Annotated in this window: 23 protein-coding genes and 1 riboswitch; of the genes, 8 read left to right on the forward strand and 15 right to left on the reverse strand. The window is 35.1% G+C overall.

Features of this window, described 5'->3' with window-relative positions:
• Window positions 1-55: 55 nt before the first annotated feature.
• The 6 genes from ACKC83_RS12535 to ACKC83_RS12560 form a co-directional block, all read right to left on the reverse strand.
• Window positions 56-1,000: a sugar phosphate isomerase/epimerase family protein gene (locus ACKC83_RS12535; protein ID WP_434035754.1), complete on the reverse strand. Its 945-nt coding sequence runs from the start codon at window positions 998-1,000 to the stop codon at window positions 56-58.
• A gap of 7 nt (window positions 1,001-1,007) precedes the next feature.
• Window positions 1,008-1,808: a 3-keto-disaccharide hydrolase gene (locus ACKC83_RS12540; RefSeq protein ID WP_434035755.1), complete on the reverse strand. Its 801-nt coding sequence runs from the start codon at window positions 1,806-1,808 to the stop codon at window positions 1,008-1,010.
• Between the two features lie 396 nt (window positions 1,809-2,204).
• Window positions 2,205-3,119 (reverse strand): cysteine synthase A, encoded by a 915-nt coding sequence (gene cysK / locus ACKC83_RS12545; protein ID WP_434035756.1) that lies wholly within the window; start codon window positions 3,117-3,119, stop codon window positions 2,205-2,207.
• 177 nt (window positions 3,120-3,296) lie between these two features.
• Window positions 3,297-3,527 carry a hypothetical protein gene (locus ACKC83_RS12550; RefSeq protein ID WP_434035757.1) on the reverse strand — a complete coding sequence of 77 codons (231 nt, stop codon included), beginning with the start codon at window positions 3,525-3,527 and terminating at the stop codon, window positions 3,297-3,299.
• A 177-nt stretch (window positions 3,528-3,704) separates the two neighbouring features.
• The gene (locus ACKC83_RS12555; protein WP_434035758.1) at window positions 3,705-4,094 is read right to left on the reverse strand and encodes an SH3 domain-containing protein; all 390 of its coding nucleotides are present in this window, start codon (window positions 4,092-4,094) and stop codon (window positions 3,705-3,707) included.
• Between the two features lie 55 nt (window positions 4,095-4,149).
• Window positions 4,150-4,785 carry a SanA/YdcF family protein gene (locus tag ACKC83_RS12560; RefSeq protein ID WP_434035759.1) on the reverse strand — a complete coding sequence of 212 codons (636 nt, stop codon included), beginning with the start codon at window positions 4,783-4,785 and terminating at the stop codon, window positions 4,150-4,152.
• Between the two features lie 351 nt (window positions 4,786-5,136).
• On the opposite strand from ACKC83_RS12560, the gene ACKC83_RS12565 reads away from it, so the two are divergent.
• Window positions 5,137-5,481, forward strand: a complete 345-nt coding sequence (locus tag ACKC83_RS12565) for a hypothetical protein (RefSeq protein WP_434035760.1) — start codon at window positions 5,137-5,139, stop codon at window positions 5,479-5,481.
• 111 nt (window positions 5,482-5,592) lie between these two features.
• Here the strand turns inward: ACKC83_RS12565 and ACKC83_RS12570 are convergent, their stop codons facing one another.
• Entirely contained in the window at window positions 5,593-7,329 is a 1,737-nt protein-coding gene (locus ACKC83_RS12570) for a thiamine pyrophosphate-dependent enzyme (protein WP_434035761.1), read from the reverse strand.
• A gap of 567 nt (window positions 7,330-7,896) precedes the next feature.
• Between ACKC83_RS12570 and ACKC83_RS12575 the strand changes: the two genes are divergently transcribed.
• Window positions 7,897-8,604 (forward strand): membrane or secreted protein, encoded by a 708-nt coding sequence (locus ACKC83_RS12575; RefSeq protein ID WP_434035762.1) that lies wholly within the window; start codon window positions 7,897-7,899, stop codon window positions 8,602-8,604.
• A gap of 251 nt (window positions 8,605-8,855) precedes the next feature.
• Window positions 8,856-12,305 (forward strand): pyruvate carboxylase, encoded by a 3,450-nt coding sequence (locus ACKC83_RS12580; protein ID WP_434035763.1) that lies wholly within the window; start codon window positions 8,856-8,858, stop codon window positions 12,303-12,305.
• Between the two features lie 118 nt (window positions 12,306-12,423).
• On the opposite strand, the gene ACKC83_RS12585 is transcribed toward ACKC83_RS12580, so the two are convergent.
• From ACKC83_RS12585 to ACKC83_RS12605, 5 genes are all read right to left on the reverse strand, one after another.
• Window positions 12,424-14,220: a ribonucleoside-diphosphate reductase subunit alpha gene (locus tag ACKC83_RS12585; protein WP_414034213.1), complete on the reverse strand. Its 1,797-nt coding sequence runs from the start codon at window positions 14,218-14,220 to the stop codon at window positions 12,424-12,426.
• Between the two features lie 3 nt (window positions 14,221-14,223).
• Window positions 14,224-15,498 carry a ribonucleotide-diphosphate reductase subunit beta gene (locus ACKC83_RS12590; RefSeq protein ID WP_434035764.1) on the reverse strand — a complete coding sequence of 425 codons (1,275 nt, stop codon included), beginning with the start codon at window positions 15,496-15,498 and terminating at the stop codon, window positions 14,224-14,226.
• A 201-nt stretch (window positions 15,499-15,699) separates the two neighbouring features.
• A riboswitch (cobalamin riboswitch) is annotated at window positions 15,700-15,887 on the reverse strand.
• Window positions 15,888-16,122: 235 nt separating this feature from the next.
• A complete protein-coding gene (locus tag ACKC83_RS12595) occupies window positions 16,123-16,701 on the reverse strand; it encodes a DUF922 domain-containing protein (protein ID WP_434035765.1) in 579 nt (192 codons plus the stop codon).
• 147 nt (window positions 16,702-16,848) lie between these two features.
• Entirely contained in the window at window positions 16,849-17,277 is a 429-nt protein-coding gene (locus tag ACKC83_RS12600; protein ID WP_414034216.1) for an FKBP-type peptidyl-prolyl cis-trans isomerase, read from the reverse strand.
• Between the two features lie 254 nt (window positions 17,278-17,531).
• On the reverse strand, window positions 17,532-18,446 hold the full coding sequence (locus tag ACKC83_RS12605) for a glutaminase (RefSeq protein WP_434035766.1): 915 nt from the start codon (window positions 18,444-18,446) through the stop codon (window positions 17,532-17,534).
• 265 nt (window positions 18,447-18,711) lie between these two features.
• Here ACKC83_RS12605 and ACKC83_RS12610 point away from each other — a divergent pair, with 265 nt between their 5' ends.
• The 5 genes from ACKC83_RS12610 (at window position 18,712) to ACKC83_RS12630 (ending at window position 24,278) form a co-directional block, all read left to right on the forward strand.
• The gene (locus tag ACKC83_RS12610; RefSeq protein WP_434035767.1) at window positions 18,712-19,080 is read left to right on the forward strand and encodes a hypothetical protein; all 369 of its coding nucleotides are present in this window, start codon (window positions 18,712-18,714) and stop codon (window positions 19,078-19,080) included.
• A gap of 316 nt (window positions 19,081-19,396) precedes the next feature.
• A complete protein-coding gene (locus ACKC83_RS12615; RefSeq protein ID WP_434035768.1) occupies window positions 19,397-20,320 on the forward strand; it encodes a hypothetical protein in 924 nt (307 codons plus the stop codon).
• 4 nt (window positions 20,321-20,324) lie between these two features.
• Window positions 20,325-22,310 (forward strand): TonB-dependent receptor plug domain-containing protein, encoded by a 1,986-nt coding sequence (locus tag ACKC83_RS12620; RefSeq protein WP_434035769.1) that lies wholly within the window; start codon window positions 20,325-20,327, stop codon window positions 22,308-22,310.
• Between the two features lie 44 nt (window positions 22,311-22,354).
• Window positions 22,355-23,191 carry an MbnP family protein gene (locus ACKC83_RS12625; RefSeq protein ID WP_434035770.1) on the forward strand — a complete coding sequence of 279 codons (837 nt, stop codon included), beginning with the start codon at window positions 22,355-22,357 and terminating at the stop codon, window positions 23,189-23,191.
• 67 nt (window positions 23,192-23,258) lie between these two features.
• On the forward strand, window positions 23,259-24,278 hold the full coding sequence (locus ACKC83_RS12630) for a cytochrome-c peroxidase (protein WP_434035771.1): 1,020 nt from the start codon (window positions 23,259-23,261) through the stop codon (window positions 24,276-24,278).
• Between the two features lie 22 nt (window positions 24,279-24,300).
• Here ACKC83_RS12630 and ACKC83_RS12635 read toward each other — a convergent pair whose 3' ends face one another.
• The 3 genes from ACKC83_RS12635 to ACKC83_RS12645 form a co-directional block, all read right to left on the reverse strand.
• Window positions 24,301-25,425 carry a peptidoglycan DD-metalloendopeptidase family protein gene (locus ACKC83_RS12635; protein WP_434035772.1) on the reverse strand — a complete coding sequence of 375 codons (1,125 nt, stop codon included), beginning with the start codon at window positions 25,423-25,425 and terminating at the stop codon, window positions 24,301-24,303.
• A gap of 95 nt (window positions 25,426-25,520) precedes the next feature.
• Window positions 25,521-25,967: a hypothetical protein gene (locus tag ACKC83_RS12640; RefSeq protein WP_434035773.1), complete on the reverse strand. Its 447-nt coding sequence runs from the start codon at window positions 25,965-25,967 to the stop codon at window positions 25,521-25,523.
• On the reverse strand, window positions 25,964-26,416 hold the full coding sequence (locus tag ACKC83_RS12645; RefSeq protein ID WP_434035774.1) for a hypothetical protein: 453 nt from the start codon (window positions 26,414-26,416) through the stop codon (window positions 25,964-25,966). Before ACKC83_RS12645 ends, ACKC83_RS12640 begins: the two co-directional genes overlap by 4 nt.
• Window positions 26,417-26,614 lie beyond the last annotated feature (198 nt).

Consider the following 26,614-nt stretch of genomic DNA (forward strand, 5'->3'; position numbering starts at 1 on the left):
TAAAAAAGGCTGTTTTTTGACGTATAAATTTCCTTTTTGTAGTATTTGGTCTTTATTATAGTTTAGCTAATACATTTTCTAGCAATGCTTTGGTAGCTTTTATACCTTCGTCTTCAGACAGTTCGCGGCCTTCATATTCTATGCCTATATATCCTTTATAACCAGATGCTTTTACAATAGTCATCATTTTAAAGAAGTCCGATTTAGTCTCGTTACCAGTGGCATCAAAGTTGTGTGATTTGGCACTAACGCCCTTGGCAAAAGGCATTAATTCGGTCATTCCTTTATAACGATGGTATTCATCTAAACAATTTCTATTGGTATCTCTAGTCATACAAAAATTTCCAAAATCGGGTAGCGTTCCTACATTTTCCATATTTACATTTTCCATAACGTTGGCAAGCCATGCTCCGTTAGAAGAGTAGCCACCGTGATTTTCTACAATAATGTTAATACCCTTAGAGGCACCATATTTTCCCAATTTAGTCAATCCATCTATAACATATAGCGCAACCTCATCAGAATTACCTTTACCTGCTGCATTTACACGTATTGAATGTGCGCCTAGGTATTTGGCGATATCTACCCAAGCAAAATGATTTTCTACGGTTTTTTGTCGTTTCTTTGCATCGACATCTCCTAAATGCCCTAAACCATCACACATAATAAGTCCGACGTTTACATTGGCATCCTCACATTTTTGTTTAAACATTTTCCAATAGACCATATCGTTTGCTTTGGTTTTATAAAAACTATTAACAAGTTCTATAGAATAAATACCATAAGAGGTGGCTATTTCAGGAAAATCTGTAGGATTTAAACTTCCGGTATTAAAGGCTCTGTGTAGCGACCATTGGGCGAGTGATATTTTGAAATCTACCGGTTTAGAATCGGTAACCGGGGTTAAAGATTGAGATTGTAAACTAAAAGACAGTAACAATGCAATCGCAATTAACATTCGTTTTAATTCTGAAAAGGACCTGTTTAGTGTAGTTGCCATAATATTATTAATTAATAGTTTTAATCTTTATTTCTCTAAATTCTATACCTTGTCCTTCGGCCTGCAAAGCGATATAACCTGCTTTTAATAATTGACCTTCGTTCTTATAATTAATGTCGTTTACATCTAATCGGCCACGACTAATTTGAGGTTTAGTATATTGAAGTACCGTATCCCGCTCTACGATATGTTTTATGAGTGAATCTTGGTACACAATAATTTCTCCCGAAAGCCATTGGTTCCATGTGTAGGTTTTAGAATTTGAAGGCACGCAATGTCTGGAATCCATCTCGCCTTTAAAAAACACCTCTGTTTTGGGAGTACACACATTAGCTGTTGTTCTAGGTTCACCAGCTGTTTTCTCTGCTAAAATTTGATATTCTACCGATGTTGGCCAATCCTGATCTTTAGTCATGGTATTCGGATCTTGAGAATGAATCATAACACCGCTATTTCTATAGGTGCCTTGAGGTGCATCTTCCATCCACTGGTCTGTAAAACGATATTCAAACTTTAGGTGATAAGAAGAAAAGGGTTTGTTGTAATAGATATGACCAAAGCGTCGTCCAAATTCAGAATAGCCATCGTAATTTATTTGAAGCGTGCTATCTACAACTCTAAAGGTATTTGCGTAATTATCGTTTACATCGTGGTGATTAATTTTTATAGTCCAATCCTCTAAATCTTTACCATTAAAAAGATATATCCATTCACTCGATGTGTTATCGGTTTTATTTGTCGTTTTAAAGTTGCAGGAGCTTAACAGTATTACTGATAAAACATATAGAATTATTCTAGGATGACTCATTTTGGTTGAGGTTTTAATGCCAAGTAATCATGGATTTAGTGATTTTGTGAATCTGTCTGTACCATGATTTTGCTGTAAGCACCTATGCAATTTTTAAAAGAGATAAGCACTCAATCTATACCACTCAGACCATTATTTTATTGGTCGCTACGTTGACTTGCTCTAAAATAGTAAAACTAATTAAAACTTAGTAAAATCTCTAAATATTTTAAGAAAGATAAAAGATACGTCGGACATCAGTCTTAATTATTCAATAAAACGTAAACCGACTTGTTACACCTTTTTGTCTTATTGAGGTTCAAGGGAACAAAAAAAATAAAGCGCCATGAAATAAATTTCATGGCGCTTTATTAATTATGGATTGAAGTTAGAGTCTTAATCTGGTTAATTATTGCATTATGCTTTAAATAAACCGTCTATAGAAAGATAACGTTCTCCTGTATCGTAATTCATAGTTAGAATAACCTTATCACTAGACGTCTTTTCTAATTGCTTTCTAACCGCGGCTAAAGATGCTCCGGTAGAAATACCAACTAAAATCCCTTCAGTTTTAGCAATTTTCTGAACTTCTGCAAATGCTTCTTCTTTGGTAACCTGGATAGCACCGTCTATTAGATCTGTGTTAAATGTTTCTGGAATAAATCCTGGTCCGATACCTTGTAAGGCATGTGGTCCTGGTTCACCTCCCGATATTACTGGAGAATCTGAAGGCTCTACAGCAAATACTTTAACATCGGCAAATTTGTCTTTTAATACTTTAGACATACCACTAATGTGACCACCTGTTCCAACTCCTGTGATTAAATAATCTATGCCTTCTGGGAAATCTTCAACAATTTCTAAAGCTGTGGTATCTTCGTGTATTTTTGGATTTGCAGGATTGGTAAACTGAGACGGCATCCATGCATTTTTATTGTTTTCAACCAATTCTTTTGCCTTTGCTATCGTACCACCTAAACCTAATTCTTTAGGTGTTAATACAAGTTTTGCGCCGTAAGCGGCCATTAAAGCTCTTCGCTCTACAGACATAGATTCTGGCATGACCAAGGTTAAATCGTAGTTTTTAACAGCGGCTACCATAGCAAGACCAATACCAGTATTTCCAGATGTAGGCTCAATGATTTGGGTATCTTTAGTTAAGATGTTTTTTTGTTCGGCATCTTCAATCATCGCTAAAGCTATCCTATCTTTAATACTTCCTCCCGGATTGTATTTTTCAAGTTTCATCCAAACGTTCGCATTCGGAAATAATTTATCTAATTTCACTATTGGAGTGTTACCAATACCTTCTAAAATGTTATTGATTTTCATATGATGTGTTTAATGTCTAAGTATTCTTAAACGGTTCCTAATGGAGTAAAATGTGAAAAATTGAGCGTTACAGTCACTCAATTTATTGAATTATAAAATTAATGAATTTTGCGTATATAAGAGCGATTTCTTCAGGCTTTCTAAGGCGACAATAATATTTATTGCATCATCATAGATTTAATTTTCGATATTTAACTTCGGAACGATTTCACCATCTATCCATTGTAACTCGCGACTCACGGTATTCACTTCTACCCAATTTGTCGCTTCGTCTTGATATGTGCCATATTCCTTTTTGTAAACTAGTTTTCCTTCAACGCCATCGGTGTCGTTAGGAAAAACAAGTTCTTCATGAAACCAATAGACTCCGGCATCCGAAATTTGAGAAATTGAGAATGCTTTGGTCATGGTACCATGCGCTTCAAAAAAGTAAATACCACCACCTTCTACACCACAAGCTTCTGCTAGATAATCTATATAAATAATTTGGTCTACATCTTCAAGCCCTTTATTGTCGTAAAGTTCTACTGAAAAAGTAAGGGTTTCAAGCTCAGAAGTGACTTCGTTGATTTCTAAAGCTTCATTTTAATGACGGATTACAATGTAGTACGAATCATCTTTCTTGCTGTAGGTATAAAAGTATTTAGACGCTCCTTTTTCTTTTTGCCCTATAGAAATCAAGGCACCTAAGACGTATCCTTCCTGATCCTTATATTTTACTTTATAGTAGTGCGATGCTATTCCGTTATAGAGCACAGTCTGTGTTGCTTTTTCTAGAATCTGAATTTCAGAACCGATAGATAAAACATCTATAGCCTTAGATGTGGTATCCGGTTTGGCTCGAAAGGCGACATGGTCTCCGAACATGACATAGTTTTTTCCATTCTCGAAATCGGAATACGTGTTGTAATATGCAATGTCTTGAGCATAAGACAGGCATGAAATTAAGAGGATAAAAAGAGCTAGCTTGTTCATTTATAAATTTTTGATAAGGTTCTCAAGACATCAAGTAGACTAAAACGGAAAGGTATTAACTTATTATGATTTTCTCGCCGAGAAACTTTGGTTGTACGCCAAACAAAATATCTAAAAACACTTTAGTACGTGCTAAATATTCTCGAAGTTGTACTTTTAATCCATAACGAGTAGAGACGTCTTTAGCATTAAAACCAATAGCATTCATGCCGTTTTTATTCGCTAAATAAATCGCTCTTTCATTATGGAATTGCTGAGATATTATTGTGAGTTCTGTTTGCCCAAATATGTGTTTGGCACGCACAACAGAATCTAATGTTCTAAAACCGGCATAATCTAAGATTATTTTATTTTCGGGAATACCGCGTTGTATTAAAGATTCTTTAAAATCTGTAGGTTCGTTGTAGTTTTTATTTCCGTTGTCTCCGCTTATAAGGACAAAATCAATTTTTCCATTTTTAAATAAATCTACCGTAGCATCTATTCTATATTTAAAGTATAAATTAAGTTCTCCGTTCGTTAAAAACTTAGACGTTCCAAGTACCAATCCGACCTTATTTTTCTTGATCTGATTAGACTTCGTAAATGTTTTATTCTTTGCATTAGATTCAATGGCCATATTAGCAGCATATATAAGTACTAAGTTGAACAAAATGAGCAGAGATAGTACGATTATAATTTTCTTTTTCATTGGTTTTGATATCTTTAATACAATATGTTTTATCAATCTACAGCGATGTAAGCTATTATAAATGTAAGTGGTTTGACTATAGGAAAGGATGTAAGATTAAAATCTTAACAGTTCTTTAGGCCTTCTCTATTGTATGAGCGGAATTCATATTTTCAAGTATAAAGATTTGGAGTAATTATTCATATGTGTTATATTGCATATGTTTTGATAGAAACTCAGAATATTAGAATACGTTAGCTAGATTGGAGTAGAGGTGAGCTCTTTTTTTGAGTTGATATATGCTTTTTAGTGCATATGATTATTTTGTAATTTCTATTTATATCGTGCATAATTATTAAAAACTATATATATATGAAATCAGTAAGTCATTTCTTTAAAGCTGTTATTCAAGCGTGTCCCTATACTTTGGTCGGTAAAATCTGTGTAAAGGCAGTTAAAGGAAAACCTGTAACTTCTAAAAAGACACCAAAAAACAGTCTTTTGTATAAAAAAGGCATGCAAACCGGTCGAAATATCGCTTTAGTAGGTGTGTTTTGTCCATTTCTATGGTATTCCATTTTATCGGGAGGGACCAGAGATTTTATTATTCTAAATGCCATACATTCTGGAATAATAGTATGTATTGGCGGTATAGTGGCTGGCATTAACTATCTCGCGCTAAACCATTCTAAACATAAAATGATGCAACGTGGTTAGTAACCAGAAATTTATAAACAACGTACCGATGTTAAACCTATCTTTTCCAGATATGGGAATAACACCGGTACGATGTGATTGAATTGATTTTTAAGTTGTGCAGTAATTTATTTATAACACTTCTTTCATGTGCTTATAATTTGTTTTTACCATTTCTAAGACTTCATCCATACGTCCACCTAAAATCATTTTACTTATAGACAATGCATAGCCTTTCATCTGATCGAATTCCATTTCTGGAGGCATTGCTAAGGCTTGCGGATTGGTAAAAATATTAACTAAAACAGGACCGTCATGTATAAAAGCTTCGGTTAACGCCGTTTTTACATGATCAGGCTCTGTGACCGAAATACCTTTAAAGCCCATAGCTTCTGCTATCATGGCAAAATCTGGATTAATCATATCCGTTTCATTATTAGGTAAACCTTCTACTTGCATCTCTAGCTGTACCATACCTAAAGAACGGTTGTTAAAAACGATGAGTTTTATAGGTAGATTATACTGTTTAATGGTAGCCAAATCGCCTAATAACATAGACAAGCCACCATCTCCACAAAAGGCAATCACTTGACGTTCTGGATAAGCTAATTGAGCCCCAATTGCCATGGGCATGGCATTGGCCATAGAACCATGATTAAATGAGCCTAACATCATTCGTTTTCCAGTCCCTTCAATATATCTGGCTCCCCAAACGCAACACATACCGGTGTCTACCGTAAAAACCGTATCATCATTTGCCATTTTATTTATAGTCGAAGCTACAAACTCGGGACTAATATGGTTTTCAGATCCGCTTGCATTTACATAAATATCTAAGTTCTCTTTTACTTTATCGTAAATCTGTAATTGTGCTTTTAAAAAACTATCGTCTTCTTTGTCTTTAATTAATGGTAATAAAGCCGAGATGGTATCTGTAATTTTTCCAGACAATCCCATTTCTAGTTTTGCACGTCTCCCTAAACGTTCGGGCTTTTCGTCTATCTGAATGATTTTGTTTTTTACGGGCATAAAATGTTCGTAAGGGAAATCTGTTCCTAAAAGGATAACCACATCCGATTCGTGCATGGCATGGAAGGCAGACGGCACTCCCAAGAGTCCTGTCATTCCAACCTCAAACGGATTGTTATATTGCATACCCATTTTTCCTCTAAAGGAATAGCCAATGGGTGCTTTTAATAAGGTTGCCAATTTAATAATATCGTCGTGAGCTTCGCGTGCTCCGATACCACAATAAATGGAAATTTTAGGATGTTTATTTACTAAATCTGCCAGTTTATGTAACTCGGTATCTGTTGGTCGTAAAATGGTTTCGCCATGAAAATTATACATAGATGTGGCACTTTCTTCAGCAGGCATGGCAGATACATCGCCAGGTAATCCAAAGACTGCTACACCTTTTTTATGTACAGCGTTTTGTATGGCGGCTTGTAACATCCGTGGGACTTGTTTTGGTGTGCTCGCCAGTTCATTATATACACTACAATCATCGAATAATTTATAAGTGTTGGTCGCTTGAAAATAATCTACTCCAAATTCTGGCGTATTAATGGTAGACGCAATAGCAATTACAGGAACTCCGGAACGGTTAGCATCGTATAAACCATTAATTAAATGTACATGTCCAGGACCACTACTTCCTGCACAACAGGCAAGACCGTCTAATTCTGCTTCGGCAGCAGCAGCGTAAGCACCAACTTCTTCATGACGGACATGAATCCATTTAATCTTTCCACTTCGCCTAACGGCATCATTTAATTCATTTAAGCTATCTCCCGTAACCGCATAAATGCGTTTTACATTGTTGCTTACTAGCATTTCTACAATTTGGTCTGCTACTTTCTTTCCCATAATTCTTTTTTTTTGTGCGTTTTCCTTGACTTATTCAAATAAAATTACAAAATAGGAGGAGTAAAGGGGTGTAAAGTTTTGTTAACTTATATCCTTGAGAAGTTGTTACACCAAAAAAAGTTGTTTTTAAGGGTGGATTAAGATCAGATTCGTGTCTGATTTGTAAAAGGAGCCATTTTCGGAAAACACACCCGAAGCGTTACCGAACAAGATCTGAACAAGACTCGAACAAAACCTCTTGTAAATCCTAACTTCGTTTCAGTCGGGTGCTACCAAATTCATAACCGTTCAGTTTGTGTCACAGTGTGTCAAAAGTATAAGAAAAAACTCACGAATAATGTATCGTAATTTTAATAAATAGTAAAGATAAAAGGCCGAATTTGGTATTTTATAATCATTGGTTTTACCGCAACACTAATCACATATTAAGATATAAAACCTTCATTAAGCGGTGGAGGTTTTTAGCTGTGTTAAAACGGATGAATCTTAACATGCCTTTTTAAATTTCTGTTCAATAAATATTTTACTTTTATTATTTTTACTTTAAACACTATAAATTAAAACGTTATGAAAAAATATATAGGATTATTAGTTTGTTTCTGTTTGTCCTTCGGACTACATGCACAAGGATTAATTGGGGCTTGGGAGCGTTATTCGACCTCGGAACACCTCAAGGTAAAACATGTTATGGTATATACCGATGGCTACTACGTATTAACAGCGTTTAATGCGAATACAGGCGAATTTGTAAGTACCACAGGGGGTAGTTGGGAAATAGAAGGAGATAACATGACAGAACACATAGAGTTTGATTCTTCTAATTCGGATCGGGTTGGCACGACAATTAGTTATAGCGTGAGTATAACGGATTCTAAACTTAAACACATTGAAAGCAATACAACATTTACCCAAATAGACAATGGAACACCGGGAGCGTTGCAAGGCGCGTGGTTAATGTCTGGAAGAGTTAAAGATGGGACGGTACAATCGCGAGATACAACAGGTCCGCGAAAAACGATGAAAATACTATCAGGAACCAGATTTCAATGGATAGCCTTTAATATAGAAACAAAAGAATTTAAAGGTACTGGCGGTGGTACGTACACCACTAATAATGGCAAGTATACCGAAAATATTGCGTTTTTTTCTAAAGATAATTCTAAAGTCGGTTTGTCTTTATCTTTTAATTTTGAACTTATTGATGGAAATTGGCATCATTCAGGTAAGTCTAGTAAAGGCGATCCTATTCATGAAGTATGGAGTATTAGAGACTAAGTATTACATGCTACAGTAGGTGATGCAATAACATACATAAGTACATTCTTATCTTATAAATCCAATGCTCATGGGCATTGGATTTCTTGTTGGTTTTAGCTTTAGATCTTATTATTTCATTTTTAAAGTCAGGATTTGCAGTGTTTTATACCGTGAAAAAAATCATTTACATTAAAAAGTGAAAAAGATATTAATTGTAAATAAATGTCATTAAATTTAAGTGAAAAATAACAAACTAAAACCCAAACAAATTGAAAATCAAAACAGTACTTGTCGCCAATCGCGGTGAAATAGCCATCAGAATTTTTAGGGCCTGCACAGAAATTAATGTAAAAACTATAGGGATTTACACCTTCGAGGATCGGTATTCCTTACATCGCTATAAAGCAGACGAATCCTACCAAGTAGGGGAAGATAACGAACCCTTAAAGCCGTATTTAGATATTGAAAGTATTATTAAAGTTGCGGTAGAACATGGTGCAGATGCCATTCATCCGGGATACGGATTTTTATCAGAAAACGCCAATTTCGCGCAGGCTTGCGAAGATCATGGTATTATTTTTATCGGACCAAAAGTTTCCGTTTTAAAATCGTTAGGAGATAAAATTATGGCGAAACGCGTCGCCGTAGAAAACGATATTCCAATAATAAGAAGTAATAGTAAACCATTAACCGAAATAGATGTAGCCTTATCTGAGGCCGAAAATATTGGATATCCCATTATGCTTAAGGCGGCTTCTGGTGGTGGCGGACGAGGAATGCGGGTGATTAGAAAGGAAGAGGAGCTTAAAAGTGCGTTTAACGAAAGTAAGCGAGAAGCTTTAAATGCTTTTGGAGATGATACGGTGTTTCTAGAAAAATTTGTAGAAAATCCGAAGCATATCGAGATTCAGATTGTAGCCGATAACCATGGTAATATGGTGCATTTGTTTGAACGGGATTGTTCGGTGCAACGGCGTTACCAAAAAGTAATCGAGTTTGCGCCTTCGTTTGATTTATCGGTAAAAACCAAGCAAGCGTTATACGATTATGCTTTAAAAATATGTAAAGCTGTAGATTATAATAATATTGGTACAGTTGAGTTTTTAGTTGAAAATGACGAAATCTATTTTATTGAAGTCAATCCAAGAGTGCAAGTAGAGCACACGGTTACCGAAGTGATAACCAATATAGATTTAATAAAAGCACAACTCTTTATTGCTGGTGGTTATAAACTATCGGATGAGCAAATTAAAATTCCGAGTCAAGATGCCATAAAAATAAGTGGCTACGCTTTACAGTGCAGAATTACAACAGAAGATCCTCAAAACGATTTTAAACCCGATTATGGAACGGTGTCTGCCTACCGAAGCGCGGCAGGATTTGGAATCCGTTTAGATGCAGGAAGTATTTATCAGGGTGCTGTAATTTCGCCTTTCTTCGATTCTATGCTAGTAAAAGTTACCGCACATGGAAGAACTTTAGACGGTGCAAGTCGTAAAATTCGTCGTGCTTTAGCCGAGTTTAGAATCCGCGGTGTTAAAACCAATATGCCATTTCTGGATAATATTCTAAAACATGAAACCTTTAGGCAAGGAAAAGTAACAGTAAACTTTATAAAAGCTAATACAGATTTATTTGTCTTTAAAGCGCCTAAAAATAGAGCTACTAAATTAATTACATATCTAGGCGATATTGTGGTTAATGGGAATGCCGATGTTAAAAAGGTAGATACTACAAAAACGTTTATCAAACCAAAGGTGCCTAAATTCGATTCTAACGCAACGTATCCTGAAGGCACTAAGGATCTTTTAACCAAATTAGGACCGGATAAATTTTCGGAATGGTTAAAAAACGAAAAGCAATTACATTTTACAGATACAACCATGCGCGATGCACATCAAAGTTTGTTGGCTACACGTATGCGAACATTCGATATGCTAAAAGTGGCGGAAGGTTATGCTAAGAATCATCCCGAAATTTTTAGTATGGAAGTTTGGGGCGGTGCCACTTTTGATGTGTGTTTACGGTTTCTTCAAGAAAATCCATGGGAAAGACTGCAATTGTTGCGTAAAGCCATGCCTAATGTCCTATTACAAATGCTTATTCGAGGTTCGAATGGGGTGGGGTACAAAGCGTATTCAGATAATTTAATAGGTGAATTTGTAGAACAGTCTTGGGAAAATGGAGTCGATGTGTTTAGAATATTTGATTCGTTGAATTGGATGAAATCCTTAGCGCCTTGTATCGAGCATGTACGCACACGAACGGGTGGATTGGCAGAAGGTTCTATTTGCTATACTAACGATATTTTAAATCCAAAAAACACAAAATACAACCTGAACTATTATATCAATCTAGCTAAGGAAATTGAAGGAGCCGGCGCTCATATTTTAGGTGTTAAAGATATGGCCGGTTTGCTAAAACCTTATGCCGCTTACGAGTTAATTTCGGCTTTAAAATCGGAGATTAATATTCCGATTCATTTACATACACATGATACGTCGTCTATCCAAGCAGCAACCTATTTAAAAGCGATTGAAGCTGGCGTAGATGTGGTAGATGTTGCCTTAGGTGGTTTATCGGGTTTAACATCGCAACCTAATTTTAATTCGATTGTCGAGATGCTGAAATATCAAGATCGCGCAAGTCCAATTAAAATCGATTCTTTAAATGAATATTCTAATTATTGGGAAACCGTGAGAGACTATTATTATCCGTTTGAATCGGGTTTAAAGTCGGGCTCTGGCGATGTGTATAATCATGAAATTCCTGGCGGGCAATATTCGAATTTAAAACCACAAGCTCAAGCTTTGGGGTTAGAAAGTCGCTTTCATGAAATTACAAAAATGTATGCCGAAGTGAATACCCTTTTTGGAGATATTGTTAAAGTCACACCAAGTTCTAAAGTGGTAGGAGATATGGCGCAATATCTTGTGAGTAATCATTTTACGGTGCAAGATGTTATTGAGCGTGGAGACTCTATGTCCTTTCCGCAGTCGGTAGTCGATTTGTTTAAAGGCGATCTCGGACAGCCGGTTGGTGGTTTTCCGAAGCAACTCCAGCAACTTATTTTAAAAGATCAGAAACCATATACAGACAGACCAAATGCACATATACCGCCTTTAGATCTGGAAGAGGAATTTAAGACGTTTAAAGATACATTCGAAAAGGATTTTAGTAGAAAGTTAGAGTATACAGATTTCCTGTCTTATCAGCTATATCCGAAAGTGTTTACCGATGCGTTTAACAAGCATTTAAAATATGATAACCTGATGAATTTACCGACCAAAAACTTTTTTTATGGTATGGATTTGGGAGAAGAAATTATTGTAGAATTAGACAAAGGAAAAACACTGCTAATTACTTTAGAGTCTGTAGGAGAAGCCAATTATGAAGGCTTGGTTACTGTATATTTTAAGGTGAATGGCCAAGGACGAAGTGTGAAAATAAAAGATACGTCGATTAAAGTTGATACGGTAGAACATATCAAATCTGATAAGTCCCATCCGAATCAGATCGGTGCGCCATTACAAGGTATGTTGTCTACCATATTAGTAGAAAAAGGAGATAAAGTAACTAAAAATCAGCCTTTGTTTATAATTGAAGCCATGAAAATGGAGACCACCATTACGGCATCTGTAGATGCTACAGTAAAAGAGGTTATACGAAAAACAGGAGGCATGGTCCATGCCGATGATTTAATTATTGTATTGGAATAGGAACGTGGTTTTATAAGTTTTTAATAGAAATAGTGAATCTGTACTAAAAAAAAGAACCTCAGACTTAAATGAAGTCTGAGGTTCTTTTTTAACACTGAAAATATAACTTGAAATGCAATTAAGCTTCGCAACTTGCGCAATCTTTCTTTTGTTTGAATTTCTGCGCCGCATTCATACTATGTTGATAATACAACGATTTTAATCCTAATTTCCAAGCATTAATATGTATTTTATTAATGTCTTTTGTAGGCATATCTGGATGTACAATAATGTTTAATGATTGTCCTTGGTCGATATGGTTTTGTCTGTTCGCCGCTTGGTAAATAATATCCATTTGGTCTATTTCCGAATAGGTTTTAAATACCGCCTTTTCATGGTCTGATAAGAAATCTAAGTGCTGTACAGAACCATCTCTACTTCTAATGTCGTTCCAAACTTCAGGAGTATTCATACCTTTTTCTTCTAGAAGATTAACCAAGTATGGATTTTTAATAGTGGTTTTAATTTTAGCAATATCCTTCACATAAATGTTAGACCAAATTGGTTCTATTCCTTGAGATACTTGTCCTAAAATAAAAGCTGAAGATGTAGTTGGTGCAATCGCATTTAAAGTCGCATTTCTACGTCCGTATCCTTTAAGAAGGTCTGGTTCTCCTAATGCTGTTGCAAGTTCTTCTGAAGCTTTATAAGAACGCTCTTTTATGGTTTTAAATATTTCACTATTTAAGTTAAATGCTTCTTGACTGTCAAAAGACAACGATTTAGATTGTAATAAAGAATGCCATCCTAAAACCCCTAAACCTAAAGCTCTGTTTTCTTTAGCGAAGTTATAAGCGCGCTCCATAAATAAGAACGTTTGGCGGTCTTCACGGCTGTCGGAATCTCTATAAGATTCTAATTTTTCTAAAAATTCTGAAATTACAGCATCTAAAAAGTACACCATAGTTTCTACGGCGTCTGTATCTTTCCACTTGTCGTAATTAAGTAAGTTTATACTAGAAAGTACACAAACAAACGACCAGTTTTCGTCTGACGGCAACATGATTTCTGTACATAAGTTACTCGCGTAAATCGGATGATTTTTGTCCTTGTACACATCTACAGAACCTTCATTAGCATTATCTGTAAAGAAGATATATGGGTAACCCATTTCACCTCTACTTTGTAATACTTTCGCCCATACTGTACGTTTTTCAACATCACCATCAATCATAGACTGCATCCACGCATTGGTTACCGTAACCCCATGCGTTAATTCTTGGATAGCATTTCCTTCAGACCCAATTTCTAAAAACTCCATAATATCTTTATGGTCTATTGGTAAGTACGGAGAGAAACGACCACGACGCACAGAACCTTGACTTACAACATCGACCATAGATTCGAAGAGACGCATAATATGCACAGCTCCTGATGCTGTTCCGTTATTCTTTACTTCGGCTCCTCTATGACGGATTTTACCAAAGTATCCAGATGTTCCACCACCAAGTTTAGACATCATTCCAATTTCAGATTGGGTAAACAAGATGTTTCCCATATCGTCGTCTATATGCGAACCAAAACAGCTAATTGGTAAGCCACGTTTTTGTCCGAAATTAGACCAAACAGGAGAGGCTAGCGAATAAAAACCTTGAGACATATAGTTGTAAAATTTATCGCTAAAGCCAGGCATTTTTAAAATGTCTTGCGCGCGATCTGCAATCTCTCTAATACGCTCTTCTGGATTTACACCTTCTGTAAGGTATCCCGATTCTAAAAATTTACGGCTATTTTCGTTTAACCACCCAAAGGAATCATTTTCTATGGTACCGTTTTTAGTGTGTAATGCCGCGTGCCTAGCATCGACTAAATTTTGAGCATTATTTTTTTCTGATGTTGTTGTAACAGGGTCTTGATTGTAAGTGTTGTTTTCCATTTTTTAAAATAAGTCGTCGCTAGTTATACTTTGGGCTCTTTTACTGTAATTTATTGAACGTTTAACAAAGAAATCTCCATGTTTTGTTCCGATTATTTCGTCATCAAACCATTCCGTTTGAGCTAATAATTTCTGATCAATTTCAAATATTTTATCAATTCCAATACTCTCTAACGAGTTATTAAAACGATTTTTAATGAATTCGTTTATTACCGCTTTCGGAATAAAATCTAATTCACCTTTTTCGAAAATCCAATCTATAATTTTACTTTCAGAACTATACGCTTCTTCACATAGTTGCTGAATCATAATCTTATACGTTTCGTTAAACCATTCTGGGTGTTCGTCTTTAATGATATTGATAAGGTCGATACCAAAATCGCCATGAATTTGTTCTTCTTTAGAGGTTGCTTCTACAACATTCGAAATTCCTTTAAGCATATTTTTATGCTTGTTAAAAGCCATTATGATAAGGAACTGAGAGAATAAAGACACATGTTCTATAAACAAAGAGAATAATAATACAGATTCTGCATACTCTTCGTTATTTTCGCTTTTTGCATTTTTTAAAGCCGTCTCTAAATATTGGACACGCTTCATTATTGCAGGCTTCTTCTTTAATTTTTCGAACTCACTATTTAATCCTAAAATTTCTAATAAGTGAGAATAGGCATCGTGATGTCTTACTTCACTTTCTGCAAATGTAGCACCTACAGATCCTATTTCTGGCTTAGGCATACGGTGATAAATATCGCCCCAAAACGTTTTAACCGCCACCTCTATTTGCGATATAGCAAGCATGGTGTTTTTAATAGCACTTTGTTCTACAGGTGTTAAAGCCGATTTAAAATCTTGGATGTCACTTGTGAAATTAAATTCGGTATGAATCCAGTACGAGTGACGAATAGCTGGTACATATTCGTAAAGTTGAGGGTACTCGTAAGGTTTTAAATTGATACGTTTTTCGAAAATATTACTTTTTCTACTTTGCGTTTGGTTGTTTCTATAAATGATATACGCTTTGGCAACATCTACAAACTCACTATGCATAAGTTTTTTCTCGACAATATCTTGTACTTCTTCTACCGTAGGTACGTAATCTTTGTCTTGATCGCGACGTTCTAAAAGCTCGGCATATACATTTTTTGCAATAAGTGCGGCATCCTCGCTAGTACCATGATTAACGGCATGCATCGCTTTAGTAACCGCAGCTGTAATTTTCTGAAGATCGAATGGTTTTGACTTAAAATTTCTTTTAATAATTTGAATAATTTCCATATTTACGATATTAAGTTGGTTTAGTTCGCCTTAAATTAAATACCTTTTAAACACTGAGAGGTATTTATTCTTGGCAATAAACCATTAGTTTTAAATTGCAATACTGATTTTAGGTAAACAAGGAAGAATAAGATAGAGACCACACATAGTAAATGGCATAGCTCTTTTCTAACTCCAGCTTCAATCCCCGAAAGCACATTGAATTATTAATATTAAATGGCAGGTCTTCTGACTAACTCCTTTCACTCGGTCTTCCCATTCTTTCGAAAAGTGACCTTATTTGAGCTTCAGTTCGTGAGTATACAGCTGCGGGACAGTTCCGGAATTCCACCGGATTCCCTTTTAATATCAAATTCGAAAACTTGATAACCATTTAAAGTTAAAATCGGGTGTAAATTTATCTACTATAAATAAGTTATAATAATATACTTATCAGAACTTATTGACAATTGTAGATAAGAGTAATTTCTAACCCGTTATATTATTTTTTTTATTTTAAAAGTAGACGTTGCTTCCTAGTAGAGTAGGGGATAAGCTTTCTTAAAAATAAAACTGCAATGGAATTTAATATACAATCTATTTATTTTAGCAGAACGTTTTACAGGCTAGATATTAGGATATCCGTTATAAATCTAGACTAAAATTTTCGAGCTTTTTCAAGTCGTCTGCAACAATTATATTCCACCGTTGTTGTTCTTCTTGATCTGTTGAATACTGTGTTTGAGTATCGTATTGCTTCTGAAAATAGATATACGATCGAAACAAACTTTTATGAATGCGTCTGTAATCGGATTGTAATACTTTTCCTGTCGTTTTTTTTATCTTTTGAATATCACGTCTCATTTTTCGGGCATACAGTTCTGCAATGTCAAAATGTAACTGTTCATGGTTTAAAATATAGGCACTTGTTGTATTTATCCATGACAGATCTTTATGAAACTTGGCGAACACCTGGTAGGTATAGATACCATTTTTATAGCTGTTAGGTACAATAATAATATTGGCGCCCGTTAGTGCTTTTTTTGAGGTTGTTGTATCTACTTCTGCCTGAAAATCTGTTAGCTTTAATCGTCTGTCTTTAGTCCAAATAATGGCATCATCAGTTTCTTTTTCAACTTTCTTAAACGTCTGAGCAAACCCAGACGTGCTCATAGTCGTAATAAAGATTAGTGATATAATGTAGTAGGTATAGATGTCCTTCATCTCTGTTTTAAAGTAAAGCCTGACTGACTTTTAAAGGTGGTAAATTAAATTTTTATTTTAGGGAATTAAAATTTTTCAACAGACTTTTTGGCAATAAAAAAATCCGAACATATGTTCGGATTTTTACTTTATATAAGAAGGAGATTATTATTTAATCTCTATAACTTCTAAATCGAAAGTTAAAGCTTGACCAGCAAGTGGGTGATTTCCATCGACAACAATATGATCGTCTTGAATATCTACAACTCTAAATTGGTGTTCTCTACCATCTTCACTTTTTGAAGTTAATCCCATTCCAAGTTCTGGTTTTACTTCTGGTGGTAATTGCTCATTTGCAACTTTATGAAACAACTCTTCGTTAATGTCGCCGTATGCGTCTTCTTTAGCTATCTCAACTGTTTTTTTCTCGTTCACTTTCATGTCAATGATAGCATTTTCAAAACCAGGAATTAACATCCCCTGACCAATAGTAACTTCTATAGGCTCACGCTCTAAAGAACTATCGAACACACGACCATCGTTTAACTTCCCTGTGTAATGTACTTTTACTGTATCATTCTCTTTTACTTGACTCATACTCTGTTTTTAAAGTTTTAATAAAAAGCAAAGCTAGGATTTTAAGTTGGAAGCACCCAGAATATAGGCTAAAAGTCTGAAAATTAAGAAAGGTTTAACGTCTAAAACCTTAATAATAAACGCTAAACAAAAAAATGAGCTATATAATTTACTTCTAAAGTTATATTTGTTTTAAATGATTGCAATTAGACAACCTAAGTATGAGGTTTGTTCATAGTAATTAGTTGTAAAAATAGTGTCAGATAACAGATATTCTAAAAAATGGACAGATTGGTAACCGAAGTAAATTCTTCAAGAAATTTCATTCCTTTATAAGAGTTTCCTTTTTTATTTAATTTCGGACTCCAAACAGCAATGGCATATTTGTCAGGATAAATGGCAATTATACCACCGCCTACACCACTTTTACCGGTTAGTCCAACTCTAAAAGCAAATTCTCCCGACTCGTCGTAAAATCCACAAGTCTGCATGAGTGCATTTATACGTTTCGATTGCGTTTCGGTTAGTATCGGGGTTTTATCTGTTATTTTTTTACCGTTGTTGGCTAAGAACAAAAAGAGCTCGGATAAGTCTTTGCAATGCATTTCCAGCGAACAGATATCAAAATATAAGTCTAACACATCGGCGGGATTATTTTTAATATTTCCTAACGATTTAATAAAATTACAGAGCGCTATATTTCTAAATCCTACTTCTTTTTCCGAGGCCGCAATTTGACTTGAATAATTAATGTTTTCATTATTGCTTATGTCACGTACAAAAGCTAAAAATTCTGCTTTCGGATGCTCAAGCTCGCTTAATAATATGTCTGCTATAACTAATGCTCCTGCATTAATAAATGGATTTCTAGGGATTCCTTTTTCTACTTCTAATTGTAACAGAGAGTTAAAAGCGTTTCCTGAAGGTTCTACATCTACACGTTCCCAAATTTTTGCACCTAATAGTTTATATGCTAAAATTAAGGATAAGACCTTTGCAATACTCTGTATGGAGAACTTTTGGTAACAATCTCCAACACCATAATTTTGGCAATCCATAGTCGTTATGTGTACTCCAAATTTGTTCGGATCTACTTCGGCCAAATCTGGAATATATGTGGGTAGTGCGCCACAATCTTCCATAGCCTTCACATTTTTGTATATGTCTTGAATAATGTCTTTAAAATCCACGTTCTTTTGTTTTTAATGCAATATCTGCGTTATAATAATAAACTGCGAGTTAGAATAGCTAATGTAAGGAATAGAAACTAAAATGAATCGCTGTTTACATTTTGAACGTATATGTGACATCTAATGGTTAGCTCTTACTGTTGATTGCCCTTTTTATAAAACACCTAATACTGAAGCTTTTTTAAAATTCTTAAAAGCTACAATGTTGCGAGCTATTCATAATTTAAAATTAGGTTGTTTTAAATAAAATATTGAAATTTGCGACGTGAAAACAGCAACACTTTTTTTAGCTATATTTCTTCTAGTTAAACCACTAATCCCTTTAGTGGAATACGTTGCGTTTTATGATTATATAAAAAATGAACTTTGTGAAAACAAAGAAGTGGTAGAAATGCAATGTAATGGAAAGTGTCATTTAGGTAAAGAAGTGGCTAAAATTTCTGATTCTCCCGAGACTGGAAATGATAAAAAACAGGTGTCCATAGAAACTATGGTGGTCTTTTATCAGAAAATTTCAGATCATTTATTTTCACCATGTATATTATATACGGATACTGCAAAAATTACTTCAAAGTATAATAGGTCTTATTCCTATCTAGAAACAGACTCTATTTTTCATCCGCCACAAGTATAATCCTCCAGATGTTTTTAAGTTATATCAGTGTTGATTTCGGTCAGCTCTAAATTTGCACGTATTATTTTAAGTGCATCATGGTATACTTATAAACAATCCTCATCTATTTTCTTATTTAAACTACAGGTTTTCCTGTTATGTATTAAACGCGTTTAAAATGTTAGGAATGCCGTTTTACTGCACCAGTACTGCTATGTTTAAATAGACTTTAAACGGACTATTTCTAGATTTTACAGAAATAGTCTATAGAAAATAAATAACAAATCGGAGTGATCTCGATAACTATCGGGTATACGCAGATTAAATAATTTAAACAATGAAATTTTCAAAATTTTGTCTCATTGCATTAGGCAGTGTGGTGCTTTCCTGTACCATCGAAAAAACCGACTATGAAGCTGAAATAGCAACAGAAACTACGGAATACTTTGAGTTTGAAGAGGTTCTTTCTGTAATTAATGGTGATTATACTATGAGTCTAGAGGCGTTAAACGGTACGCTATATAAGGGTTACAATGACATTCGTGTGAAAGTTATTAATTCGCAAAGCAATGAAAGTTTAGAACATTCCGACATCTCTTTTTTACCCATCCTAACAGATGCCAATGGTAATAAAACCTCTTGTCCGCATAGTTACAGCTTAACTTATAATAGTACAGAAAAGTATTATTCTGGTTATGCCGTTTTTACGAGTGAAAGTAATACTACAGTAAGCTGGCAGGCGTATATTGATTTTAACGTGAATTCCCAATCGTATGCTATTAATCAACCGATTACAATTGAAGAACAAACGAATATGAATCTAAATATGACTGCCTTTACTGCTAGTGATAACGAACAATATTTTATAGCATTAGTATCGCCACAGAGTCCAGGAGTAGCCGAAAATGATTTGGTAGCTGGTATTTATAAATACAATAAACCAACAGAACCGGAAGGTGAATTCCCAGATCTATCTCAGTATTCTTATTCTATTGTTAATGATTTTACCTTGTTCTTAGATCCGCGAATGCCAGAAGCTTCCATGGGGAATCATTCGTCGCCAAACAATCAGGATTTAACGCAACAGAGTGATAGTTTATATCATGGTGTTGTGAATTATACGATGACGGGAAATTGGACTTTGAATTTTATGTTACAGAATGAAAACGGGAAAATTATAAAAGGTACACAAGTTCCAACAGATTTTACACCGGGAGTAGAAGGTGCAAAAAGTGAGCTTTATATCGATATTTTATTTTAAAAAAATGAAAAGAATAACTCTAGCTCTATTTTTATTAGGAACACTTGTACATGCCCAAACCGAACCAGTAATACACGATAGTTTGGATGTGGTTCTAGATGAGGTTTTAATAGTGGCCGCTAAAAAGGATAAAATTAAAACAGATTTAAAAATGGCTGTTTCGGTGGACGAATTTTTAGCGTCATCAGAGCATATTAGCTTTATAAAACGTGGGGCTTACGCTTGGGAACCTTTACTTAATAATATGAGTACCGAACGTTCTACGGTGACTATAGACGGGATGCATATTTTTGGAGCCTGTACCGATAAAATGGATCCGGTAACATCGTATGTCGAAAGTAATAATTTGTCGGATATAGATATTAAATCAGGGCAAGAAGGTAGTATGCATGGCGCGACAGTAGCAGGAAGTATAGACTTAAAACGTAAAAGTACAGCATTCGGAAGAATTTCTAAATGGAATGGGGCTTTTCAGTCGGGTTATGAGTTTAATAACAATCAGTTTTTTAATTTAGGAAATGTATCGTATTCCAGTGATAAATTAGTTGCTGATGGGAGTATTTCGTACAGAAAAGCAGATAATTATTCCGATGGTAATAACGATGAGGTAGACCATTCTCAATTCACAAAAATCAATAGTGCTTTAGGTCTTGCGTATAAAACTAGCGCATTGTCTTCGGTACGCGTAGATGCTATATTCGATAAAGCCAAAGATGTTGGTTATCCCGCCCTTCCTATGGATTTGTCATTGTCTAGAGCCTTAATTACTTCTGTGGCCTACAAGAAATTTTTCGAAGAGAAACTGCTAAAAGTTTGGGATACTAAAGTGTATTATAATGCGATTGAACATTATATGGACGATACCACTAGACCTGAAAATTTAGTACATATGGACATGCCGGGTTGGAGCACAACTTATGGTTTATTATCTAAAGTGAACTTAAAAAGTGATAGGTATACAGCAGAAATTCAATTAAACGCTTACGATAATTTATCGATTGCCGAAATGCGCATGTATCCTCAGGATCGGAGCGAGCGCACCATGTTTGCTTATAGCTGGCCTTGGGTAACGACGCGTTATGCAGGATTATCCATGAGCAATTCCTACGAAATGTCCGAAAAAAGTCAGCTTAATTTTGGAGGGACTTTAGGGGTGAATTACAATTATTCTAAATACATTGAATTCAATTGGATCTTTCATCCGGGAGCACCACAAGAGAAGACACGGCTTTTACCTAATCTATACGCAAGTTATCAGTTTAATACTAGCGGATTTAACGCTTCTATAGGTGGCGGTTATGGCCATAGAGCACCTTCTGTTTCCGAAGGATATGGATATTATATCTATAATAGTTTTGATAGATATGATTATATAGGAGATCCGAATTTAGACAACGAAATTTCTTACGAGGCCAATGCGAGTGCAGGATTTTCTCATGCGAAAGGACGTATTCAGGCTAAAGTGAATTATTTCTACATCGAAAATTACATTATTGGTCGCATTTTAAGTGCAGGAAGTCCTATGAACTATCAGTCGGTTGGAGTTAAAGGATACACGTCTTTAGATTTTGCGACCTTATTCAATTTTTCATTAAGTGGTGACTATGCTATTTTAGATAATTTACATTGGAAAGGGACACTAACCTACGCACGAGGTTTAGACGAAGATGAAAATAATTTACCATTTATTCGTCCGTTAAGTTATCAAACCTCATTGCACTTTTCGTATCAAAAATTTGGCTTTCTAACCTCGCTTAATGGCGATTTCGAACAAATAGATTATAGTCCGGAATATGGAGAAGACCAAACACCGTCTTATACCAATTGGAATCTATCTGCAGATTACACATTTCATATTAAAAATTACAAAACAGTCTTACAAGTCGGTGCCGAAAATGTATTTAATACCTACTACAGCACGTATGCAGACTGGGGAAATATCCCAAGAATGGGGCGTAATATATTTACGTCGTTAAAAATAAATTTATAATAATTAATACCTAAAAAATATAATAATCAATTAAATCAAAAACTATGAAAAATTTTAAAAAGTACCTTTTATTACCAGTAGTCGCTTTAGCGCTTGTGTCTTGTAACGACGATGATGTGCCCGTGGCTAACCATGTAACTTTAGAATTTGAGAATACATTTAAAGGAACGCCTATAGTGCTTAACGAAACAGAAAATACTTCGGCAGTTGGACAAGTTCACAAATTTTCTGAACTAAAATATGTAATAAGTAATGTTCGTTTAATTCAAGCCGATGGGACAGAAATTCCGTATAATACTAACAATTTAGATGCAGGAGCAATAGTTGTAGATCAATCTAAACCAGAAACAGCAACGTTTGTGCTAAATGATATTCCAACTGCGGAATACAGTCAGATTATTTTTGGATTAGGAGTGAGATCGGATTTAAATACTTTGGACGAAGTTAGTAATCCAAATTTTTATGCCACTGCAGGAGCGAACGATACAGCAATGCACTGGGAGTGGGGAACAGGTTACCGTTTTACAAAGATTGAAGGATTTTACGATGGAGATAAAGTGTTGTCTTTCCACTCTGGAAGTACTGTAGATGGAACTGAAGGCGACGAAAGCACTTATAATGCATATTATGATGCGTATAGAGATATCACTTTAGATCTTCCTACCAATGCAATCGTCGGTGAAAACGCTCCAACCATTAATATTGAAGCAGATTTTGATAATCTGTTAAGCGGAAAAACCAACACGATTACTTTAGACGATAGTAATGCTTTACCTAGTTTACACACGTCTGTAACCATGTCTGAATATGTTGATAATATTGGTGGTAACCAAGTAAGCGATTTTACAGGTATGTTCTCAATTTCTTCAGTAGAAAATTAAACCTAAATGTTAGAGCCGGAAAAGCAAGACGTCTAGTCCGGCTCTTTTTATTATATAATTTGCTCCAATGAAAAACGCATTAAGAAACATTGCATTTGCACTGTTGTTGGCATCCTGTAGTAACGATGATGCTGAACTTATTTCTTATAATAACCCAGAAATCACTTTAGATATTCCGTTGGGTTTCCCAGATCTTAATAGTGCTTTTTATACAAATGTACCTACAACATATGGTGTCGCATTGGGTGAGAAATTATTTAATGAAACGAAATTAAGTATCGATAATAGCATTGCCTGTTCGAGTTGCCATATGCAAGGAAATGCCTTTGCAGACCATAATACAAAAGGTATTGGTGTAGAGAATAGAATAGGACTTCGTAATCCGCCACCAGTACAGAATATGGCTTTTATGAAAGCATACAATTGGGATGGAAATATGAGTCGATTAGAAGATCAAGTTCTAGTTCCCATTATCACTCACGAAGAAATGGATTCTTCAATTTTAGAAGTTATAGGCAAACTAGAAGCCGACGGCTCTTATATGGAATTATTCAATAAAGCCTTTAATGGTGAAGGCATCACAGCAGACGGTATTTATAATAGTATCGCTCAATTTGAATATACTTTAATTTCAGCAAATAGTAAATACGATAGAGTAAATCAAGGTAAAGGAGAAATATTTACAGATGTAGAAGCTCAGGGTTATGCCACATTTCAGAATAAATGTATTAGTTGTCACAGTACAGAATTATTTACGGATCAGAGTTATAGAAATATCGGATTTCCTGTAAATCCAGATAACGAGGAAGCTGGACGCGCAAGAGTTACTGGCCAGCTAGAAGATTATATGCGTTTTCGTGTGCCGTCATTACGGAATATTGAATATACTGCACCTTACGGAAGTTTTGGTCAGTTTGAAACACTAAGAGATGTTCTAGACTATTTAAGTGATGGTGTTTTAGACGCAGATAATCTAGATCCTATTTTAAAAGATAACGACAACAGAATTGCACTAACCGAACAAGAGAAAGATAATCTTATTTCATTTATGAATACATTGAGTGATGAAGCATTTGTAGGTAACTAAATTTTATAGAGATAGATCGTCTTTAATCCTCCAATTCGGTAATTAAAGATTCGTGCATAAACCCTTCTAATGTATCATTAGTCCGAATATGAAACCAATTTTGTGTTTTGCTTAAAATTTCAACAGGAGTGGCCCTTTTTAAATCTTTAATTTTTTCACTTTTTACAGCAGGACTTACTCTAAGTTCATTGTTATTAAGACGTGTTTCTCCAAGAGAAGACATCGTGTAACTTTCAAATTTGGGAGCTTCAGTTTCTTTAACAAACGGGTAGGGATCTACAGCACCTTTTTGGGTGTAGATTCCAAAATGTAAATGCGGACTCGTAGTTTTAGCATTTCCTGTATTTCCAACAAAGCCCAAAGTATCTCCTACTTTAACGCTCCGTCCGCTCGAGACCGCAATGCTGTCTAAATGAGCGTAATATAGCGACTGGCCAAATATACCATCTCGTAACCAAACTTGTTTTCCTCCTAGTCCGCGATTTCCCGTGTTGTAAACAAACCCATCTGTAGATGCAACAACGGGCGTACCACGTTTGGCAAAAATGTCGATACCTTCGTGCGAGCGTTTACCACCACCTCTGGATGCACCCCAAAAGCTTTGTACTGCACTATTGTTTTTACCATCTACAGGAAATGCCATAGTAGGTTCTGTAAATAGTTTTAGACTAAAGTTTTTATGGTGTTTTCGATTAGAAAAAACAACAAGCTTATAACGGTTGCTAGCAGAGACGTCGAAGGATACGTTATTAGACTCTACTGTATTTGATGCCGTAGGTTTTTCCGCCACTATTGAATCATTTTCAAATGGAAAAATATCTATTACCAATTGTAAGCTATCAGGGACACTATTAGATTCAAGTTTAAAGCGTTCGCCTTGCTGTAAATTTAGGGTATACGCTAAAATATTAAATTTAGACGTGTCCGATTTAGATTGTATGGTAGCTGGGAGTTCAACTTGAAGGTCATTATTTTGCGCGTTATAATAACGGTTCTCGTAGTGTTTAAAAATACTGTCGTTGTCTTTAAAATCACGTTCAAAAACAGTTTTTGCCGAAGGTTTCGAAATGGCATCGGTTATTTTTTGCGCCTGTTTACAAGATGCTAATACAACTAAAGTTAAAAGTATGGTTATAAAATGCTTCATACCTTAAATTAACATAAATCGTACCATTTTTTTAGTGATGATAAGTGTGTGTAATTTCTTTTAATCGCTATAAAGCAATATTTCCTTCTATGACTTTAATCTTTTTCTCTAAATAGCCATTTTCGAAAGATCAGAATTCCGTTTGTAATTTTTTTCTTTTTTGAAAAAACCACAGGGATAGCCATGGTTGCTAATAAGGCGATAAAAGCCGATGTTCCTAAAGCACCACCATAGCCTTGAAAGAACATACTTTTATTAATATAAATAATACTAAAAATAATGCCGGCAATAATTAGCCACCGGTAGTGTATAATGGCTTTAGAAGATACCATGCCCACAAAAGAAGCTCCAATAAATGCAGTTGGAATATTTTGTGTGAGATACGGATTTAGTACTTCTGGAAAATAATAGAAAAATAGACTCACGATTAACGTTAGCAAAGCAGATGCTCTTACGGCACCTTGTTTTAAGTGTTCATTAACGTAAAAGGTTAACGTAGCACCTAAAATTCCTGTTATAATTATTATAAGATTGTTTATCATACTATCCATAAATAACACCAATACACAAAAGAGACCATTAGCACACCTCCAAAAGCAACCATACCTAATTTACCACCAATACCTTGAAATATACTTTTAGATAAGAGTAAAAAGACACCAGATAACATACCAGCAAGTACTACAAACTCAATTGAGGGCGCAATTTCTAAACTAGACATGCCCACAAACGATCCACAATAAATGGCAGGTGGTAACTTTTTTAAATAGTCAGATTTTTTATTTAATGCGGGTAGGAAGGATGCTACTGTTCCTGTAATTGCAGTGGATAAAACAACACCTAAATGACCATAAACATTAAGTATGTAGCAAATTATGGCGCCAATTGGCACCCAGAGCACTACTAAAAGTTCTTCGTAAGTGTATTCGTTTTGGTGCACATCTAAATACCGATATCCTAACCACATAACCACTATAATAAGCGATATCATAAGTCCAGAGTTTAGTGCATTCCTTTCGTATTTTTCTAAAACTATCATTATGCAAAATAGTGTGAGAACGCACATGATGGCTAATTTTGAGAAGACCTGTACAGCTTTATGAGTTTTTCTTGCTGTTTTAGGATTTTTAAAAGGCTTAATCATTTAATGTGTTTAAGCATAACAATCAAATTCAGTGTATCGTCCTGT

Source organism: Formosa bonchosmolovskayae (assembly GCF_051016085.1).
Lineage (GTDB): Bacteria > Bacteroidota > Bacteroidia > Flavobacteriales > Flavobacteriaceae > Formosa.

Bases quoted from the DNA above. Each gene is read 5' to 3' on its own strand.
- ACKC83_RS12595 (WP_434035765.1), bottom strand. From the start codon at position 16,701: ATGAAGGACATCTATACCTACTACATTATATCACTAATCTTTATTACG.
- ACKC83_RS12640 (WP_434035773.1), bottom strand. From the start codon at position 25,967: ATGATAAACAATCTTATAATAATTATAACAGGAATTTTAGGTGCTACG.
- ACKC83_RS12630 (WP_434035771.1), top strand. From the start codon at position 23,259: ATGAAAAACGCATTAAGAAACATTGCATTTGCACTGTTGTTGGCATCC.
- ACKC83_RS12620 (WP_434035769.1), top strand. From the start codon at position 20,325: ATGAAAAGAATAACTCTAGCTCTATTTTTATTAGGAACACTTGTACAT.
- ACKC83_RS12575 (WP_434035762.1), top strand. From the start codon at position 7,897: ATGAAAAAATATATAGGATTATTAGTTTGTTTCTGTTTGTCCTTCGGA.
- ACKC83_RS12625 (WP_434035770.1), top strand. From the start codon at position 22,355: ATGAAAAATTTTAAAAAGTACCTTTTATTACCAGTAGTCGCTTTAGCG.
- ACKC83_RS12585 (WP_414034213.1), bottom strand. From the start codon at position 14,220: ATGGAAAACAACACTTACAATCAAGACCCTGTTACAACAACATCAGAA.
- ACKC83_RS12590 (WP_434035764.1), bottom strand. From the start codon at position 15,498: ATGGAAATTATTCAAATTATTAAAAGAAATTTTAAGTCAAAACCATTC.
- ACKC83_RS12645 (WP_434035774.1), bottom strand. From the start codon at position 26,416: ATGATATCGCTTATTATAGTGGTTATGTGGTTAGGATATCGGTATTTA.
- ACKC83_RS12615 (WP_434035768.1), top strand. From the start codon at position 19,397: ATGAAATTTTCAAAATTTTGTCTCATTGCATTAGGCAGTGTGGTGCTT.
- ACKC83_RS12555 (WP_434035758.1), bottom strand. From the start codon at position 4,094: ATGAACAAGCTAGCTCTTTTTATCCTCTTAATTTCATGCCTGTCTTAT.
- cysK (WP_434035756.1), bottom strand. From the start codon at position 3,119: ATGAAAATCAATAACATTTTAGAAGGTATTGGTAACACTCCAATAGTG.
- ACKC83_RS12550 (WP_434035757.1), bottom strand. From the start codon at position 3,527: ATGACCAAAGCATTCTCAATTTCTCAAATTTCGGATGCCGGAGTCTAT.
- ACKC83_RS12540 (WP_434035755.1), bottom strand. From the start codon at position 1,808: ATGAGTCATCCTAGAATAATTCTATATGTTTTATCAGTAATACTGTTA.
- ACKC83_RS12600 (WP_414034216.1), bottom strand. From the start codon at position 17,277: ATGAGTCAAGTAAAAGAGAATGATACAGTAAAAGTACATTACACAGGG.
- ACKC83_RS12535 (WP_434035754.1), bottom strand. From the start codon at position 1,000: ATGGCAACTACACTAAACAGGTCCTTTTCAGAATTAAAACGAATGTTA.
- ACKC83_RS12635 (WP_434035772.1), bottom strand. From the start codon at position 25,425: ATGAAGCATTTTATAACCATACTTTTAACTTTAGTTGTATTAGCATCT.
- ACKC83_RS12560 (WP_434035759.1), bottom strand. From the start codon at position 4,785: ATGAAAAAGAAAATTATAATCGTACTATCTCTGCTCATTTTGTTCAAC.
- ACKC83_RS12570 (WP_434035761.1), bottom strand. From the start codon at position 7,329: ATGGGAAAGAAAGTAGCAGACCAAATTGTAGAAATGCTAGTAAGCAAC.
- ACKC83_RS12565 (WP_434035760.1), top strand. From the start codon at position 5,137: ATGAAATCAGTAAGTCATTTCTTTAAAGCTGTTATTCAAGCGTGTCCC.